The organism is Fibrobacter sp. HC4 (genome assembly GCF_023373925.1).
GTDB lineage: Bacteria > Fibrobacterota > Fibrobacteria > Fibrobacterales > Fibrobacteraceae > Fibrobacter.
Genome location: NZ_JALCZV010000003.1, coordinates 111,167 through 126,632 on the forward strand (window position 1 = coordinate 111,167; position 15,466 = coordinate 126,632).

At 46.5% G+C, this 15,466-nt stretch carries 16 protein-coding genes and 1 tRNA gene; 6 read left to right on the top strand and 11 right to left on the bottom strand.

Annotation, left to right across the window (positions count from 1 at the left end; all coding sequences use genetic code 11):
• Positions 1 to 82: 82 nt before the first annotated feature.
• From MMG03_RS02830 to MMG03_RS02840, 3 genes are all read right to left on the bottom strand, one after another.
• Complete coding sequence (locus MMG03_RS02830; RefSeq protein ID WP_073156733.1) at positions 83 to 898, bottom strand: YgcG family protein; 816 nt, start codon at positions 896 to 898, stop codon at positions 83 to 85.
• Positions 899 to 996: 98 nt separating this feature from the next.
• Positions 997 to 2,220 carry a hypothetical protein gene (locus MMG03_RS02835; RefSeq protein WP_249505586.1) on the bottom strand — a complete coding sequence of 408 codons (1,224 nt, stop codon included), beginning with the start codon at positions 2,218 to 2,220 and terminating at the stop codon, positions 997 to 999.
• Positions 2,217 to 3,221 carry a hypothetical protein gene (locus tag MMG03_RS02840; protein WP_101478799.1) on the bottom strand — a complete coding sequence of 335 codons (1,005 nt, stop codon included), beginning with the start codon at positions 3,219 to 3,221 and terminating at the stop codon, positions 2,217 to 2,219. The genes MMG03_RS02835 and MMG03_RS02840 overlap by 4 nt, the downstream gene beginning before the upstream one ends.
• Positions 3,222 to 3,383: 162 nt before the next feature.
• Here MMG03_RS02840 and MMG03_RS02845 point away from each other — a divergent pair, with 162 nt between their 5' ends.
• Complete coding sequence (locus MMG03_RS02845) at positions 3,384 to 4,019, top strand: alpha/beta hydrolase (RefSeq protein WP_249269319.1); 636 nt, start codon at positions 3,384 to 3,386, stop codon at positions 4,017 to 4,019.
• Here the strand turns inward: MMG03_RS02845 and lnt are convergent.
• From lnt to MMG03_RS02860, 3 genes are read right to left on the bottom strand one after another with little or no spacing between them, the layout of a single operon-like run.
• Positions 4,009 to 5,952, bottom strand: coding sequence for an apolipoprotein N-acyltransferase (lnt, locus tag MMG03_RS02850; RefSeq protein ID WP_249505587.1), 1,944 nt, complete (start codon positions 5,950 to 5,952; stop codon positions 4,009 to 4,011). The two genes, MMG03_RS02845 and lnt, sit on opposite strands and share 11 nt — an antisense overlap.
• An 11-nt stretch (positions 5,953 to 5,963) precedes the next feature.
• A complete protein-coding gene (gene rsmI / locus MMG03_RS02855) occupies positions 5,964 to 6,650 on the bottom strand; it encodes a 16S rRNA (cytidine(1402)-2'-O)-methyltransferase (RefSeq protein ID WP_073156085.1) in 687 nt (228 codons plus the stop codon).
• An 11-nt stretch (positions 6,651 to 6,661) separates the two neighbouring features.
• Positions 6,662 to 7,219 carry a hypothetical protein gene (locus MMG03_RS02860; protein ID WP_249269320.1) on the bottom strand — a complete coding sequence of 186 codons (558 nt, stop codon included), beginning with the start codon at positions 7,217 to 7,219 and terminating at the stop codon, positions 6,662 to 6,664.
• A 91-nt stretch (positions 7,220 to 7,310) separates the two neighbouring features.
• Here MMG03_RS02860 and MMG03_RS02865 point away from each other — a divergent pair, with 91 nt between their 5' ends.
• Entirely contained in the window at positions 7,311 to 8,033 is a 723-nt protein-coding gene (locus MMG03_RS02865; protein WP_249505588.1) for a UDP-2,3-diacylglucosamine diphosphatase, read from the top strand.
• Between the two features lie 4 nt (positions 8,034 to 8,037).
• On the opposite strand, the gene MMG03_RS02870 is transcribed toward MMG03_RS02865, so the two are convergent.
• From MMG03_RS02870 to MMG03_RS02880, 3 genes are all read right to left on the bottom strand, one after another.
• Positions 8,038 to 8,481: a hypothetical protein gene (locus tag MMG03_RS02870; protein ID WP_073156090.1), complete on the bottom strand. Its 444-nt coding sequence runs from the start codon at positions 8,479 to 8,481 to the stop codon at positions 8,038 to 8,040.
• Between the two features lie 21 nt (positions 8,482 to 8,502).
• Positions 8,503 to 9,255, bottom strand: a complete 753-nt coding sequence (locus MMG03_RS02875; protein ID WP_073156093.1) for a hypothetical protein — start codon at positions 9,253 to 9,255, stop codon at positions 8,503 to 8,505.
• Between the two features lie 153 nt (positions 9,256 to 9,408).
• Positions 9,409 to 10,215: an alpha/beta hydrolase gene (locus tag MMG03_RS02880; RefSeq protein ID WP_101478800.1), complete on the bottom strand. Its 807-nt coding sequence runs from the start codon at positions 10,213 to 10,215 to the stop codon at positions 9,409 to 9,411.
• Between the two features lie 350 nt (positions 10,216 to 10,565).
• On the opposite strand from MMG03_RS02880, the gene MMG03_RS02885 reads away from it, so the two are divergent.
• From MMG03_RS02885 to MMG03_RS02895, 3 genes are all read left to right on the top strand, one after another.
• Positions 10,566 to 11,420, top strand: a complete 855-nt coding sequence (locus MMG03_RS02885; protein WP_073156099.1) for a TIGR02147 family protein — start codon at positions 10,566 to 10,568, stop codon at positions 11,418 to 11,420.
• Positions 11,417 to 12,856: a hypothetical protein gene (locus MMG03_RS02890; protein ID WP_073156101.1), complete on the top strand. Its 1,440-nt coding sequence runs from the start codon at positions 11,417 to 11,419 to the stop codon at positions 12,854 to 12,856. Before MMG03_RS02885 ends, MMG03_RS02890 begins: the two co-directional genes overlap by 4 nt.
• Positions 12,857 to 12,905: 49 nt before the next feature.
• Positions 12,906 to 12,976, top strand: a tRNA-Gln gene (locus MMG03_RS02895).
• An 84-nt stretch (positions 12,977 to 13,060) separates the two neighbouring features.
• Here the strand turns inward: MMG03_RS02895 and MMG03_RS02900 are convergent.
• Entirely contained in the window at positions 13,061 to 13,588 is a 528-nt protein-coding gene (locus tag MMG03_RS02900; RefSeq protein WP_249505589.1) for a hypothetical protein, read from the bottom strand.
• Between the two features lie 147 nt (positions 13,589 to 13,735).
• Here MMG03_RS02900 and MMG03_RS02905 point away from each other — a divergent pair, with 147 nt between their 5' ends.
• Positions 13,736 to 14,632, top strand: coding sequence for a DUF3078 domain-containing protein (locus MMG03_RS02905; protein ID WP_249505590.1), 897 nt, complete (start codon positions 13,736 to 13,738; stop codon positions 14,630 to 14,632).
• A gap of 73 nt (positions 14,633 to 14,705) precedes the next feature.
• Here the strand turns inward: MMG03_RS02905 and MMG03_RS02910 are convergent, their stop codons facing one another.
• Entirely contained in the window at positions 14,706 to 15,218 is a 513-nt protein-coding gene (locus MMG03_RS02910) for a hypothetical protein (protein ID WP_139259075.1), read from the bottom strand.
• Between the last annotated feature and the right edge of the window lie 248 nt (positions 15,219 to 15,466).

Consider the following 15,466-nt stretch of genomic DNA (forward strand, 5'->3'; position numbering starts at 1 on the left):
TGCCTATTTAAAAATTCAAGTTATATCCATTTACGGATTGAAAAAATCATATGGGGCGTTTTGCCTGTGCCGCGCTAAATTATTACCAGCTTCCGCCGGAACCGCCGCCACCAAAGCCTCCGCCTCCGAAGCCGCCACCAAAGCCTCCTCGACCGCCGAATCCTCCGCCAAAGCCACCGCGGCTTCCGCTGTTTCGGCTAGCGTTACCGATGGCATTGCCCAGCATAAACCAGAGGCAACCATTTCCGCGGCCTCCACTAAACTTGGCCATCATCAGCATAAAGGCGACAAACATGATGAACAGCACCATGCGTGCAGGAACTCCGCTTTCTTCGGGAACTGGGTTTTCGCCGATATTTAGCTGGATGTTCTTTTCTTTTGCGATGACTTGTGCAATTTCCCAGGCTAGAGCTAAAATTCCCGTTCCGTATTTTTGTTGCCTAAATGCAGGAACTAGTGTTGCCTGTTGCAACCTTTCTGCAAGGGCGTCAGGCAGGTATCCTTCGGCTCCATAACCGACTTCCACGCTACGTCGACGTTGCTTCTGGGCGACGAAAATCAAAATTCCTTCATTGGATTTTCCACCGACGCCCCAGTTCTGCGCCGTACGGACTGCGAAGTCCCTGTAGTCGTTGTTCCCAATGTCGTTCATAAGGGCGGCCGCTAACCCTACACCGGCCTTCCTGTATAATTCTTCTGCAATCAGATTGAACTGTTGCACTTCCTGTGCGCTCATTAAACGATTTTCGTCGTAGACATAGCTGTTTACAGGACGGGCAGGCAGTTCTTTATCGCTGCCGTTTTTTAAGCCAATCCCCGCAAAAGCAGTTGAGGCCAGGGCTATACATAAAAGTATCGCCCACATTGCTATTGATGAAACGGAACTCTTCTTTCTCATTGGTTTGAAAATAGAAAGTTCATGGACTGATGTTAGACCATGAACTTTTTTTTTCAAAAATGTAGGGTGTATTTTTGCGTTTAAATGTGTTTTTTATCTTATTTACAATAATCGTCTAATTGTTTCTTTAACGGCGTAAAGTTGATCTTCTTTATGACAGCAATAGTGGCATCCATTTCTCGTTTGCCGTTTTCATGGCCCGATGTAAGGAAAGTAATATTGTCTCCCTTTAGGGACAGATTCACGTCATAAGGTGTTGTGAACTTTCCCGGAACATATTCTATGGGTTTTCCTGCATTTGTTGAAATGTTTAATTTTAGAATGGGTGATTTTGCATCGGAATCAATAAAAATTGATTTTTTGGCCAACCCTTTTTCAAGGGCACTGCAAATCGTTGCGTCTTCCTTACATTGAACATTTATGTTGCAGCGGGTCTGGGAAACCTTGAAATCGATTTCAATTTTCTTGCGTAAGCCAGATGCGGTGAGGTAATCTTCAGGCAGGTTTGGCTCGATTACAATGACAAAGGGACCTTTGTCGATGTCAATGTTTTTTATGTTGAATCTTGCGGTTCCGTCCTTTTGAGTTTGTCTTTCATCTAGAACTGTTCGCCCCTGTTTTGCGACGAGCGTGAAACCTTCGATGAATTCTTTTTCGTTAGATACCGTTACTTCAAGGGGCGAAATTTCAGGTTTTGACAGTTGTAGCGGTTGACTAGGACCTTCAAATTTTAATTTGGAAAGTTCACGGACGATGTCTGATTTTATTCCCTGGAGGTCATGCTTTAAACGATGGCTTTCGTTTATGGGGTATACCTTGCCCAGTTCATTGACCAGGACATTGTATTGCGCAGGAAGGGGTTTTGCTTTTTCGATGGCCTCGATTGCACTATCGAACCCTCCCTTGTTTAGGGCGTCCCTTGCCGTTTCTTCCAGTTTTGTAACATCTAACTGGATAGATTTCATCTTGAATTGAATGTCTGCGGTGAATTCATCAAGGTCCAGTGTCGCCGTAGCCTTGAAACCTTTGGCGGCAGGTTCCTTTTTTACAACGACTCCCTTAACCTGGATGTCGCTGGAAACCTTGCTGTTAGAGAGAAAACTTTCGCTGAAGGAACTCTCTTTTCCAGATGTAATTTCTTCCTTGTTTAAAGTCTGATTGACTTTGACTTGTGCAGAAATTTGCTTTGCAACGCCTGCGATGGCGGCATTGTTTGCCTCTTCCTGGGATTCCTGCGAAGTGGCTGTATAGGTAATAATCTTGCCTGCCTGGGCGTAGGCGACAAGCATAGTACACAGCGCTACCATTTTAAGAGTCTTCATAGAACATCCATTATGATCAGCTTCTTGGTGATGTTGATCTTCTTTGTGGAGGCGGTTGATTTTACGGCTTTGCGAATTTGGCTATAGACGTCGTTTACGTCGTCAGAGTCGCTGTAGACAACCATGTCGATGGTTTTGGCAGTCATGGTGTTGACTTTTGCCTTTTTGAACTTGGCTTTCACGTTCTGGACAATGTCCTCTTCAACATCCTCAATTTGGCTGTCGTCGTAATCGCCGCGGATGTTCATGATGACCTTGTATTTATTGCCTTCTCGAAGGTCATCGGCCCAGTAGGCGTAAATTTTGGATTCCAGTCCGGGCATGGCTTTTTTCGCGGCTGTTTTCAAATTTGCCTGCTGGTCAATTTTTTCCATTCTGCCGTGGCTGTCGATTGTGGAGTTCTGGGTTCCTAGAAGTCTAGCCGTTGAAGACTCGTAGGCGTTCAATTCTACGGTAACAATACCACGGCGGTCTACAGAGCCTGAAAACTTGATGTAGACATCGGCATTGAGCACGAGACTGGCCAAGTAGGCCAAATCCTCATCGGAACTGGCCAGACTGTTCTGTACCTGGATGACTTTATCTAGCGCTTCATTTCCTTCTAGATACTTGACTTCATACCGACGTTGAGTCAAGTATTCGTTAATTCCGTCCATGGCCGCCCTGGCAAGGGGATTGTTTGTTACAACTTGAAGACCGCTTAGCCCCTTAGAATTTAAGGCGGGAATGACCATAATGACCGGATGTGGAAAATCTTCGGGAATGGATGTTATGACCTGGGGCTGACTCTGGGGTTGATCCTTGGGAGCGTATTTTCCCTCATATTGGGAATAGCGATCTGTATGCTTGATTTCTCCACCGCTTTTCTTGGCGGTTGAGGAACCGTCTAATTCCTTATATGCGGAATTCGCGTTCTTACGTGTAGAAACCGTGCCGTTATCTGCTGCGGCAATCGATGCAAAAAGTACCAGAAATCCAATTGCGTAATTTACAAAGTTCATATGAATAAAATTACCCAATCATTTGGCATATGTCAAAGTGGAAGTAAACTTTTTTTAATGAACAATGCGTTTTTTTAATGACAAGTATACCATTCCCTAAAAACACTATATATTTAAAACAGGTTTAATGGTTTAATAAAGACGTTGCATGAGGATGCTATAATGGAAAAATGGTTTTGGCTTCCCGACTGGGCTTCGGATTTGAGTCTGTGGGAGGATGATCTTATCAGTGCAAATCCGGAGGCTGAACACGTCTTTGTCTCGTATGGAGACATGGTTTCCTGTTTAGACGGAATGTATGGCCTAAAGGGTCTTTCCGAGGCGACAACTGTTGTCGCTTGGGGGCTTGGCGCCTTGGCTTTGCTTAAGGATGCCAAGAATAAGCCTTGCGGTCAGAAGTGGATTCTTTTGTCGCCTTATGCAGATTTTTGTGATGAAGAAAGCAACTGGACCGATCAAACTTTGACTTTTATGGCCAGGCAGGTTCGAAATGCTGCTGAACCGACCTTGAATGCTTTTATGGAGTTCCTGGAAAATGAGTTTGGCGAATGGCAGGATGAATGGTTCAGTGCCGCCTTGAAAATGGATAAAAACGCACTTGGTGATGGCTTGAATTATCTTGTGCGAAATAAAATTGATTCAAAAATTGAAGATAACGGAGAGACAAAGGTCCTGTTTGGACGTATGAACCAGGCCGTCTTACCTAGTTTGACGTTGGGTTTGAAAGAATTCTTGCCCAATGCTGAATTTAAGGAACGCCCCAAGGCCGGCCATTGGCCTCCGATGCTTATGCTTTAATTTTACGAAAGCAACGGCAGTTTAATGTCAGGGCGATAATCAAGTACGCCAGGAAGAATATTAAAAGGCCTGTTTCTACATGATCGCCGATGTGGCTATATAAGGTATCTCTTGTCTTAAGAGGTACCTTTCTCTGTATGACGGCATCGGTGAAAAGTTTAGTGTTTAGATCGAAGTGCCCATATTGGTCGATGAATACAGAAACACCGCTGTTGGCCAATCTTGCTACGGGCATTCCATTTTCTATGGCGCGGTAGCGAACCAGGTTCAAGTGCTGGTAGGGGGCCGTACTTCTGCCGAACCAACCGTCATTGGTGATGTTCACCATAAGGCGGGAACCGCTGCGGATGGCTTCTCGAATTAAATCACCAAAAATGGCGTCATAGCAAATGTATGGAGTCCAGTCGTAAGGTCCGTATACGGGGGTTTCCTTGCCAGGAACAAAATCACCTTCGCCCAGGTCCACATAATTCAAAATGGGGAATATATCGTCAAAGGGGATTCTTTCGCTGAAAGGTACCAAATGCTTCTTGATATATCGGCTGTATCCCGATTCGCCGGGTCTGAACAGGAAAGAGGCGTTATAAATGTCAAACTTGCGAATGCTGCCAGGAGGGTTTCTTTTATAATCTAGGGCTCCGGTCATCAGTTGTGCGTTTTTCAGTGTGGCCGTCTTGTTGAGGAGTCGGATGACTGCGGGCTGCCTTCTGATGTGGTCGGGAATGGCGGTCTCTGCGAGGACGATAAGGTTTGCTCCCGCACGCACGCTGTCGTTTACCATGCCGATTGTCTTGTTGACGATGGAGTCAAAACGGTCCTTGCTCCATTTGGCACCTTGGGCGATACTGGGCTGGACCAGGGCAATTGATGGATTTTCGGGGGAATCAGCGTTGTTGAAAGGTTGGGCTTCCTTTGAAGAAAGAACAATTGAACCCTGAATTAGAAGCAGTATGAAAATGACTGCGGGAACCGAGAAAATGGGAAGTGCCTTTTTGAAATTTTTGCAGTTGGCCAAGGCATGGGCGACGGCCTGGTTGGAGGCAACGACCATGATCGTGTAACCAAAGATGCCGACCCAGGGGAGCATTTGCAGAAGTTCCAGATGGTTTCCGAAGGTGTAACCTAGGTGGCTCCATGGAAAACTGAAATCCCCTCGGGTACGAGTCATTTCAAGACCTGCGTAAAATACGGGGAAAAGGGGGAGCAGTAAACGATGGCCTTTGATGGAGGCCTTTGCTGCTAGAGTGTAGACGTACGCGGCAAGAACGTTGTATATGCTGAAGTAGGCGATGAGTAGGAACAGTCCGAACAATATCAATCCCGACGGAGCTGTTTCTACATGCATTACATTGTAAATCCAGTAGTAGTTGATTGTATTGTATAGGATGGCTGACCAGAATGTGGCGAACAGGGCCTGTTGCCTTCCGTAACGGTTAAGGACTATAAACCAGGGAACTAGCTGCAATAACGCTGCCGGGCCAAGGGGCATGGGTGGGTAGGCGAACGCATAAAGTCCCCAGGAGAAAGTACATAGCATCAAGGCGGTTCGTGAATCCTGTTCCTTGATTCTGCGTATGTTCCAGCGGAAAAAATTGACTAGCCAGAACAGGCCGACTGGGCAGAACGTCATGGCGATCTGGACGATACCAGCATGGCCGGCTCCATTATAGTTGGCAGTATTGTAGTCTATGGCCAGATTTAAAAAGGATAGGACGCTGTACGTGTAAATCCAACGAGTAAAGTTCTTTCGGATTGTTTTGACAAAAAGAAACGGAAGTGCCAATATAAAGGGAATACACTGGATGTTCTGGGTGTAGAGTCCAGGTTCGTCAGCCCTTGCTGCAAAAATAATGATTTCAGCAATGAAGGTTACCGCAGCGTAAAACTTGTAGGCTTTCGGCAATTCGCAAATATATCGTTTGACTTTTTCCATGAAAAAACTCGTTAAAGACCGCTCTTGTCCTGAGGGTTGAAAACTAATACGAATTCGCCTTTGGGCGGATGACTTTTAAAGTGGGCAGAAATTTCTGTCGGCGTCCCGATAAGATGTTCCTCGAACTTCTTGGTCAATTCTCGCATGAGGGCGATCTTGATGTCTCCGAATACGAGCTTGATTTCTTCGACGAACTTGTCGATGTTGTGGGGGCTGGCGTAAAAAATCTGGGTCGCTTCCTCATCCTTCAGTTTTTCTAGTAAGTGGATGCGCTGGGCGCTCTTCTTAGGGGAGAAATACTGGAATGCAAAATGGTCGGTAGGCATACCGCTACTGATCAGGGCGGTAATCATGGCGCAGGGGCCGGGGATGGCTCGAACGTCGATTCCTTCACGGACACATTCTCTAACTAGGTTAAATGCCGGGTCGGCTACGCCTGGGGTTCCTGCGTCGCTTATCAGCGCAATGTCGCCCTCGTTTTTTAGAAATTCAACGTACTTGGGCGTGACCTTTTCCTTGTTGAAATCGTGATAAGGTTCCATGGTCGTGTTGATGCCGTAGGCATCGAACAGGATTCGGCTGTGACGGGTATCTTCTGCCAGAACCAGAGGAACTTCCTTGAGAATACGGACTGCTCGATAGGTGATGTCTTCCATGTTGCCGATGGGAGTCGCGACAATGTATAGTGTATGAGCCATGGTAAAAATCTTTATAATGAGGTGTTGTAGCTGAGTACGGAATTTAAATCTGCCTGACGGGAACCCTGTAACTCGAAGCGGAGCCTCTGGATTAATTTGCGGTGCATTTCCTTGGCGGCGTTGTTAATCAGGTCGCTTCGCATGCGGCCGTATACGGTGGCCTTGATCTGTTCCTGTTCCGAAAATTCAACGTGCTTGACCAGAGTGCCATTGCAGAAAATGCGGGCGCGGAGGGTAAAGCTTAAGGTTTCATCTACAGGGAGGATTGGCCAAAAGGGGATAATCACGGCTCCCAAAGTCCATGAACTCGGGGCCGATTCCTGCTTGACTGATGCGATGATTTCGGCGTTGCCTCGGCACGAATTTCTTGGATAATCCTCTGGCGTTGCCGCTGCCGTGTAAGCACGTAGCAAATCTTGGCTTAATTCCAGGCTGTCTCCGCCATAAACGAAGGGAATATTTCCAAAGAAACTGAACTTTTCCTGAGTTAAGGGAATGTTCTCTAGATTTCCTTGTTGCAGATTTACGGAACAGCCCGATAAAAAGGCCAACAGTATCGTAGCGATCAAAACGCTGATTTTTCTTTTGCTTCTCGTGTAAAACATCATTTGTAAAGATACAAAAGTATGGGAGTTCCTATTGTTTTATTAAATTGCGGATATGGATTTACCAGTAGTCTTTATATCTGATGCCCATCTGGGTGTGAACACTCCGTTCTGTGTTGCTAATCGCGAAGAGAAACTTGTGCAGTTTTTAAATCAGCTACGCGGTAAAATTTCTCACTTGGTCATTGCGGGCGACCTGTTTGAATTCTGGTTTGAGTATAGAGATTACGTTTGCCGAAACCATTTTGAACTGTATTTTTCTCTTCGGGAATTGGTGAAATCCGGTGTGGAAGTTCATCTTCTTCAGGGAAATCATGATTTTGCCTATGAGGATTTCTTCCCCAAAACGCTGGGCGTTCAAGTCCATAAGCAGGTTATTCTTGAGGTTCAGGGGAAAAGGGTCCTCTGTTGCCATGGCGATGGCGTTGCCAAGTCTGATAAGGGTTATCGCGTCATGCGAAAAATCCTTGATTTTCCGCTAAACCGCAAACTTTTTAAGTTGATCCATCCGGATTGGGGGATGAGTCTCGCTCGATTTGTTGGCCGCAGTAGCCGCAAGGCTGGCGAAACAAGAGTCATCAATATGGACGAGTATCTGGAATGGGCCGGCGGCGCTATGAAAAAGAACTGCTGTGACTACTGCGTTCTGGGGCATCACCATATAGCGGGAGTATGGCCTGTTAAGAATGGTGTTGTCGCTTCTGCCGGGGACTGGATGAAAAAACTCACCTACGTCCAGATGGAAGCAGGTGAGTTAGTTTTAAAGGATTTTTTGTAGGGGCTTAGTTCCCGTTGAAGGCGTCTGCGCGACTCTCTGTGGAATGCATCATCTTCTTGCTAGAGTTTGAACCCCAAATCTTGGCGACGAGATCCATGCTAGCAAAGCTATCCCAGTAAGCGTCTACCCAGCACCAATGGTGAACTTCGCCCTTGGCGTCGGTGATAGTCCAATTCTTGAGCGCTGAAAAAGTCATCACAATCGGATCGGGCTTGCTGGAAAATCCATAACTGTTGGTTTCTTCGGGAAGCTCTATAGTTATGGTCCAGGCGTTTCCGTCGGTCCTCTTGAAAATGAAAACATTCAGTGCGATAATAACCGCGAGGGCTATAAGTGCGCCTCTAAAGTTCTTTTTCGTGAGAAAAAAGATGCAAAGAAGCGCGAGGAGCACGCAAATGGCTCCAAAGTTATAGTGTACGGTATAAAATGCCTTAAGAACATCTATCATGACGATCCCCTCGCTTAAGGCTTACTTCTTGTTAGCCTTTGCTGCCGCTCTCTGTTCTGCGACCAGGGAGGCAACGCTGAAGGACAGGACCTTGCCTTCGATCTTGCATTCGGTGCGGTAGCTCTGTCTCGGGAGAGCGATTCCATGAGAAGAAAGAGTTCCCATGAAGGAGGCGTTTGCGTGGCTAGCGATAGTACGAACGTTGATGAATCCCTTGTCCTTGCTGAAAGTCAGGGAGAACACCTTCTTGGTCTTGTCGTATTCTGCAACCATGGTCTTGTTTACGGCCGTGTTGACTGCATTCTTGGAGTTGCGGTCGAAAATGATGGTTCCACGGGAGTCGATGGAGAGCATGGTCTTGTTTGCAACAGAGTTACGGCATGCGATAAGCTTCCATTCGCCCTTCTTCTTGGAGGAGGCGTTCTTGCTGGTGAAGATGTACTTGTTGCCTTCCTTTTCCAGGATGTAGGGGCCAGTTACGATCTTTTCGCCGATGGCGTTAAGGGCACCCTTGAAATACAGGAACTTGGACTTGGAACCGTTGACACCCAGAATGAAGCGGAAAGAAGTAGCCTTTGCTTCCTTAACGGGAGTGATAGCCACGCGCTTGCCTACCGGGTCAACTTCGATATCTGCATAGGGGCCAACATCGATTGTTTCGCCACGGGGACCAGTTGTCTGCTTGGCCATTTTGTCGAGTTTCATGGTTCGAATAGCTTCTGCCGGGAAGCGGATGAAGCCACGAATGTCCATTTTAACAATAATTCCGTCCATTATTACACCTCTTTTATTTGTTGTTTTGCTTGTAAATTAACAATTTTTAAACCTTAAATGCAATGATTATAAGAAAAAAAACAATAATGCCTGTTGTGAAGGCTACATTATGTAAGGTAAATCACATAGATAACTGGGGAAAAATGCCTTTTTTTACCTTGTTTGGGCAGTAAGATGTTGTAAGGCTTGGTTTAATTTATTACTTAAGGGACTGCCTTGAGCCTTGATTTTTTTGAAATTGGGGTGTTCTTTTTCGAAAATCAAGTTGCTTTCTTGCCTATTTTGTCTATCCTGAATGAGAATAACCTGTTCTGGAATAGCTATTTCGTTCAAGTCGGGCATGTCGACTTTTGTCCGTATCAAAAATTTGGGATAAAGAAGTCTGTATTTTTCGTTGATCTTGTCGGCAATGCTGCTGATGGGGTCAATTAAAAATAAACTGCTTTTTTTTGTGTATTTAAGTTGTTCTGCGGCTAAAATAGCTCCGATTCCCCTTCCGGCGACTATTTCAGGCGCCCTGCCGGTAATTTGGCTTGCGCAAGCGGTGATTTGCCTGGCGTCATCTAGAAAATTCTCTGAGGAGGGGGTTCCCTTGTTGTTTCCGCTGCCTCTATAATTGAATGTGACTAGCGTGCTTTGTGCATTTTCTCCCGCTTCGGCGAGAAATTGGGCCCCATCTTCATCTGTGTCGGGGAAATAGAGCAGAATGGACTTGTTATCCGAGCCGAGCTGCCAACCGCTTAAAATGTTGCCGTCTTCCAGCGTGCAGGAAATCTGTTTTGCCTTGCCCTGAATCGCTGCGTTGGCTTCTTTGTGGGTAATTGCCCGCGGAAATGCGATTTGGCGTTCTGTAAGTGCAAGGTAGAATACCATGCTGCAGTAAATGAGGGCGAGAGCACCTAAAAGTCGTAATATTCTAAGGAAAAAGCCCTTTATAGATGATGGTTTGAACGAATTCATGTATACAAAGATAGAAAAATAAGGATGAAATAATAAAAGTAACTTATAAAGTTCTGTATACGGACGTGGACTGTTCCCGTATGGAATCTTACAAGGAAAATTATAAAGAAAAAAAGGACTTCCGCTTGGAGTGAAGCGGAAGTCCGAGGGATGGGATTGGGTGTTCCCTAAATATAGGCTAATTTTTTTAAGGTGGGTATAGGAAAAATGCATGGTGTTCACGAAAGTGTTCTCTAGGTGTTCTCTAGGCTGATACTAGTAGTAAAGCGGCTTTTTTTACATCGTCAAGGGGGTGCTTTTTACAAAGAAGGTGTTCCCAAAAATGTCCGAAAAAATTATATTTCCTGCTGATGAACGTTTATGCATATTACAATTACAGGAAGTACCTGCAGGACTATTATGACTACCGGAAGTCTGTCCAGCGGTATTTTTCCTATAGGTCTTTTGCCAAGAAGGCGGGGTATTCGTCTTCTGGATTCTATCTAGACCTGATTCGTGGCCGTAAGTCTCTTACGCCCCAGATGCTGCCGAAGTTTATTGCGGCGCTGGGACTGAACGAGAAGGAAGGCCGCTATTTTACCTTGATGGTTGATTTTACTCATGCTACTACTCCGGCATCCAAGCAGGCTATCTTCGAGCAGATGTCTGCTCTGTTGCCCAGTGCCATCAAGTCTTTGACCAAGAACCAGCAGGAATACTACAGCAAGTGGTATTATGTGGCTGTTCGCGAAGCCCTTTCCGTGCTGAATATTGGCGAGAAGAATATTCAGGAACTGGCGCTGTTCCTGAACCCGAAGATCACGCTCCCGCAGGCAAAACAGGCTATTCAGCTCCTGTTGAACCTGCAGTTGATCGAATTGGATATTACCGGTTGCTATCGTTCTGTGAACAAGGCCATCTTCAGTGGGTCCGAAATCGCTCCGCTGTTCGTTCATCAGTTCCAGAAACAGATGATTGATTTGGGTAAAGATGCCCTGGATCACTACAGCACCGAACGTAGAAATGTATCTTGCATGACAATGAGCGTGTCTGCCGAAGGTCTGGAACGTATTATCAGCAAGATTGACTTGTTCCGCAAGGAAGTTGTCGACATAGTCCGTTCCGACGAAGGCGAGACTATGATTGCCCAGATGAATATTCAGTTCTTTCCGCTGAGTAAGGAAAAGGTTGCCTTGCCTCCGGAACCTGATGAGGAGGATGCATGAGGACTCGCTTTTTGAATTGTTTGATGCTGGTGGCGTTTTGCGTCGCCGGGCTCGCTTTCGTGAGTGCCTGTTCCAGTGACTCCAGTACTGCAGGAACTGTGACCGATACGGGCAATACCATTGCTACAACTGAAGCTGAAGTGGCCGGCGTGGTCCATCGTGCCGATGGCTCTGTTGCCGTGAACGCTACTGTCAGGATGGCCAGGTTGGCAAGCTCTGAGGCAGATTCTTATGAAATCCCCGAGTCTAGGGATACTGTGACGGACTCTGCAGGTCGGTTCGCCTTTGCCGTTGCAATGGCTGACACCTTCCAGTTGGCTGTTTTTGATTCCTTGGCATCTGAAATTTTCTACCTGCCGTATACGACTTCGAAGTCTGACGATTACGATTCCATCAGGCTAGAAAAGGCCGCCTTGTTTAACGGCGTTCTCCTTTATGAAGAAGCCGATTCTGCAGTGAAGGTTGGCTCCCACTTTATTGTTAGCCTGACAGGAACGCCCTTCTTCCAGAGCGTATTTGCTGGCGATTCGTTCAGCTTGATGATTCCCGCTGGTACTGGCTGGATGTCGTTCTTCCCCTGGGACCCGGAGATTGTTGCCAAGCTGCAGGATTCCGGTGTCGCGGACAGCCTGATTTATCGCCGCTGGGAACTGAAGGACTCTGTTGCTGCCGGAGATACCGTTACACAGGGACCGTTCATCTGGAGCATTAAGTCTGACGTGGATTCCCTGATCAAGGAAGAGGAAGAAGTCGCTAAGGTCGTATCCCGTATTAGCGGTACCGTTATTTGCAAGAGCGGTAAGCCTTGTGACAGTGTGGAAGTCATGCTGATTACGGATCTGTACGGCTTTGACTTTGTCGAAGGTGATTCTGTTGAATTTGTTGTAAATGCGAAGACGGATAGCCTTGGCCGCTGGTGGTTGCCTGTTCCGGAATCCGTTCCCGAAGATTCCTTCAGAGTTGAATATCGATTGATGATGGATGGCTTCCCGGTCCAGGTTGGCGTGTCCCGCTATGTGATGGCTGGTGAAGTCAAGAATCTGAAGGACACGCTGGATGTCGGTGTAGACACGTTGAGCAAGCCGTCGGGACTGTCTTATGGTGTTGCCCTGGTTGTTGACCGCGAAGATACGACCCAGTCTAGTGACTGCATGCTGAATAGCGTTGTTGTGGGTATTAAGGGTACATCCCATTTTGTTCGCGACGTCACTTGCTACGATGAGGCTTCTCTAGTGGATCTGCCTATGGGCGTACAGGATGTGATTCTCTATTCCGGCGACCCCAAGGTCGTGGCAAAATTGCGTGAGATGGAGGTCCCCATGATGTACTATGTGACCCAGAATGCGGTGTCTTTGCCCGAGGGAAGTGTCCAACAGGTACAGTGGATGACCTATAGTCCAATCAATCTCAGCATTTTTTCTGAAAAAAATGAATAAAACCCCTTGCCAAGGTTAATTTTATTAGTTAACTTTGGCTCACCAACGATGAGTTATGGTGTAACGGTAGCACAACAGATTCTGACTCTGTTTGTCTAGGTTCGAATCCTGGTAACTCAACGAAAAAAAGAGAGATTCCCTTTGGGAGTCTCTTTTTTTTATTTCCAAAAAGTTTGCGTTGTCCTTTTGAGGCTTCGTCTATATTTAAAGGGTGTAGGTAAAGCCTACGCCCCACAGTACATTTTGGGCGTCGTGATCCTTGAACTGGTAAAACGGCACGCTGATTTGTGTATATAGACCGTACATGTGGACCCACATTTCCATGGAAATGTCCAGTTCTTCCTTGTAGTTGAACGGGTACACGTACTTTTTCTTGTTGGCGTTGTTTATGGCCTGGTGCATCTTGTTGGGGGCTTCGGCGTATTCGTAGCCTGCGCCAATGCCAACATCGAATTTGAAGGGGAGTTCGCTAAAACAAGTCCAGAGGAGGCTTCCCCTGATGCTGGCCCAAAAATCATTTTCGCCGTAATGCATGCCCATGCCCTGCACTCTAAAGGCAAGGCTTCTGAAGTCAAGGCCTGCGACCAGTACCAATGGAGCCTGGTTCCGTGTGCCGATCCCAACTTCGATTTTTATATCGGAGGGCTGTTTGGGTGCTTCGGCAGCGCCTGAATGAACCGCCCCCAAAAGGGTTAATCCGAAAGGTATTATCATTTTGGGGAGGAGATTCATACTGACAATTATAGTAAACCTCGTGATTATTTGCACAAATGAGGGCGTTGATATAAAAAAATGGGGTTTATAATAAAAATAAAAGTTCTATCTTTTCGTTAACTTAACCGCCGCGGCGTATGCCAGGCTCAAAAAAAAGGAAAACATATGAAGTTGAAGAATTTCTTTATGTCTTGCGTTGCAGCATGTGCTTTGGCTGCTCCTGCTATGGCAGAAGGTGGCATGTTCGAAGGCGCTCTGCCCGAAAACTGGACTGCTGATGTTGTTGCCGGTGTCAAGTATAACTATTACAACTTCCACAACTGGCAGCAGGATGGTACTTCCAACTACACTTGGTTGGTGACCTTTGATGCAGACGTGCAGGGTAAGTGGAAGGTTGCCAACTGGCGTAACCTGGTGGATATCGATCTCGGACAGACTTGGACCGATGGCCAGGGCCGTCGTAAGTCCTCTGACAGTCTTTTCTGGGAATCCATGCTTGACTTCAACATGACCGAAGTGCTGAAGCCCTACGTCGGAAACCGTTTTGAAACTCAGATGATTGCCGGCTACACCTATAGCGAAGATGAAGATGGTAACGAAGTCAAGAAGGCTGTCTCCAGCTTTATGGACCCTGCTTACGAAACTCAGGTTGCCGGTCTTGCCTATATCCCCAATGATATGTTTAGCCAGCGTCTCGGTTTTGCAAACCGCATGACCATTTCTAACGGCTACGGCTACGCTGATGAACACGGTGCCGAAAAGATTGCTCGTGGCGAACGCGACCATCTTAAGACCGTGAAGGATGAACCGGGTCTGGAATCCGTTACTGAATTCAAGTACGGCTTTTCTGATGTGGTTAGCTTCAAGAGCCGTCTGTGGGCATTCACCAACTTTGAAGGTGTCAACGCAATTGACGGTCGTTGGGAAAACTTGCTGACTGTTCTGATTGCCCCGCTGATCGAACTGCAGGTTGGCTTCGATATGGCTTACGACCTGGATCAGGATGAAGATGCTCAGGTTAAGAACATGGTGCTCTTCGGTCTGACCTGGCGCTGGTTCTAATATTTAGAGAATCCGATAGATATAAGAAGAAGGCTCGCTTCGGCGAGCCTTCTTCTTATATAGTGCAAATTTTTTACGGTTCGTAATTTAATAATTCCTGAATCCAGGCGTCCTTAGCCTTGCGGATCTTTTCTAGGGAGGCGTCATCTGCGGCGCTGTTGTCTCTCAGTTCGGCTAATTCAGTGTACTGCCTTGCCAGGAGTTCCGCCTTAGGGTAGTGGGGGATGAGGCTTGATAGGCGTTCCTGGATTGCCTTGTCGGAATAGAGCCGGTTGATTCCTTCTAGCCAAAGGCAGATGTGTGCTTCCTTGTTGCCGTTCTGCCGTTCTTGGTCGGCTTCGCTGAATTCCGGGGGCGTTATCTGGTCTAGCCAGTCCGCTTCTTGCTCGAACAGTTGGTTGTCTTCTTCCAGGGCGTTTGCCTTATTTCGTAATTCCAGCTGCTTTTTTAGGAAGGGACGGTAAGACTCCACATCTTGGTCTAGACCGTTTTTTTTCAGAAAATTCCCAAGATTACGCAGATTTGATTCTGACGGATTGTTCAGGAGGCATTCCTTTAGCACGGCTAGCTGATCTTTAGAAGGCAACTTTTTGAAATTTTCGTTATGTGCGTTTGCTGCCTTGACGCGAAGCCAAAAAATTCTCAATAGAATTAGTGCGGTTATGATGGGTAAAATAATGGTAAATGACATAATGGGTGCTATTTTAGAAAAATGAAGGGGGAAAATGCCTTTTTTGAAACGAAAGTTCCTGCTGTGGGCGAAAAAAGGTGTGTTTTTATGGCTTTGAACGTTCCTTATTGCTTTTTTACAGATATTTTTCAATTTTCGTTTTT